General features: G+C 61.7%; 1 protein-coding gene and 1 pseudogene. Both read right to left on the minus strand.

What is annotated here, in order from left to right:
* The coding region (gene metG, locus EN879_RS33715; RefSeq protein ID WP_127274597.1) for a methionine--tRNA ligase at positions 1–1,338 on the minus strand (1,338 nt) is incomplete at its 3' end.
* A gap of 90 nt (positions 1,339–1,428) precedes the next feature.
* Positions 1,429–1,975 (minus strand): annotated as a pseudogene (locus EN879_RS33720) (DNA polymerase III subunit delta'); the annotation flags it as partial.

Consider the following 1,975-nt stretch of genomic DNA (forward strand, 5'->3'; position numbering starts at 1 on the left):
CCACAGCACCGTTTCCATGCGCGCCGGGTTGGTCTTCTTCAGCGCCCATGGTGCCTCGCCGGCGAAGTAGCGATCGGCTTCCGCCACCACGCCGAAGATAGCTGCCAGCGCCAGATGGATGCCCTGCTCGGCGACCGCCTTGCGCGCGGTGTCGAGCGCGGCGGCGGCCTGATCCAGGATCGCTCTGTCTGCATCCGTCAGCTCGCCGCGCTGCGGCACCACGCCGCCGCAGTTCTTGGCGATCATCGACAGCGAACGCTGCGCCAGGTTGCCGAGACCGTTGGCAAGATCGGCATTGGTGCGGTTGACGATCGCGTCATGGCTGTAGCTGCCATCGTTACCGAACGGCACCTCGCGCAGGAAGAAGTAGCGCACCTGGTCGAGACCGTAGTGCTCGACCATCGCGAATGGATCGACGACGTTGCCAACAGATTTCGACATCTTCTCGCCGCGGTTGAACAGGAAGCCATGCGCGAAGACGCGCTTTGGCAACTCGATGCCCGCCGACATCAGAAATGCCGGCCAATAGACCGCATGGAAGCGGACAATGTCCTTGCCGATGATGTGCGTGGCCGGCCAATAGTGCCATTGCTCGGCCTTTGTGTCGGGATAGCCGGCGGCGGTGATGTAGTTGGTCAAGGCGTCGACCCAGACATACATCACATGCTTGTCGTCGCCTGGCACCGGCACGCCCCATTTGAAGGTCGTGCGCGAGATCGACAGATCCTTCAGCCCCGACTTGACGAAGCTGAGCACCTCGTTGCGGCGCTCGGTCGGACCGACAAAGTCGGGCTGGCTCTCATAAAGCGCCAGCAATTTGTCCTGATAGGCGGAAAGCCGGAAGAAATAGCTTTCTTCCTCGTTCCATTCGACCGGCGACCCAAGCGGTTCGCGGCGCACGCCGTCGTCGCCGAGCGTCGTCTCGCTCTCGTCGAAATAGGCTTCCTGGCGCACCGAATACCAGCCGCTATAGCGGTCGAGATAGATGTCGCCATTGGCGGCCATCGCTTTCCAGATCGCCTGACAGGATTCGTAGTGGCGCGGTTCGGTCGTGCGAATGTATTGGTCATTCGAGCCGCCCATCGCCTCGGTCATTGCGCGGAAAATCGCCGAATTGCGGTCGGCCAGCGCCAGTGGCGTTATACCTTCCTTCTCGGCAGTTTGCTGCATCTTCAGGCCATGCTCGTCGGTGCCGGTCAGGAAGAAGACGTCCTTGCCGTCCAGGCGCTGGAAGCGTGCCAGGGCGTCGGTTGCAATGACCGTATAGGCGTGGCCGATATGCGGCTTGCCGTTCGGATAAAAGATCGGGGTGGTGATGTAGAATTTGTCGCGTGACATGAATGAACCGTCATGAATGTCTGAATGGAAAGGCGTGGCGGTGGATATCGTATCGAGGCAGCATTTGCCATCCCGATCCAGGAAACCCAGTCACATTCGCATTGCAGAATTCAGGCGGTCGATCATGATCAAGGCGTGCTGCTTCTTATCGAGATTGTAAGTATCGGTCTCAGATATAGCGTCCAGCGCCTCATGCCAAGTGTCCGACAGCGTTTTGGCTCGTGCGAGATCGCCAGCCAGTGCTGCCTGGCTTGCCGCGTCCGACAACAGGTCTAGCACCCGGCGGTTGAAGATATCGAACTGGATCGCCTGATCGCGGCCGGCCACGGCTTCGGCGAGGCGGAACGCGCCGCCGACATCGCTCTTTTTCCCGGTGACCAGAGCGTCGAGCGTCGAAGCGATCTCCAACCCGCCATACTGCGTCAAGAGGATCGCGGTGCGGGCGCTGCCCCCTGCCCGCTCGGCCAGTGCCGCGCGCGCCGCCGGATCCTCAGGCGGCGCCGGCTCGGTCGTTTCCAGCACCGTCATCAGGTCGTCGGCGTCGAGCGGGTTCAATCTCACCACCTGACAGCGCGACCGGATCGTCGGCAGCAGGCTGCCCGGCGCGTGGACAATCAGGATGAACAGAGTCCGGGCC

Origin of the sequence: Mesorhizobium sp. M7A.F.Ca.AU.002.02.1.1 (assembly GCF_003998535.1) — a bacterium.
GTDB classification, from domain to species: domain Bacteria; phylum Pseudomonadota; class Alphaproteobacteria; order Rhizobiales; family Rhizobiaceae; genus Mesorhizobium; species Mesorhizobium ciceri.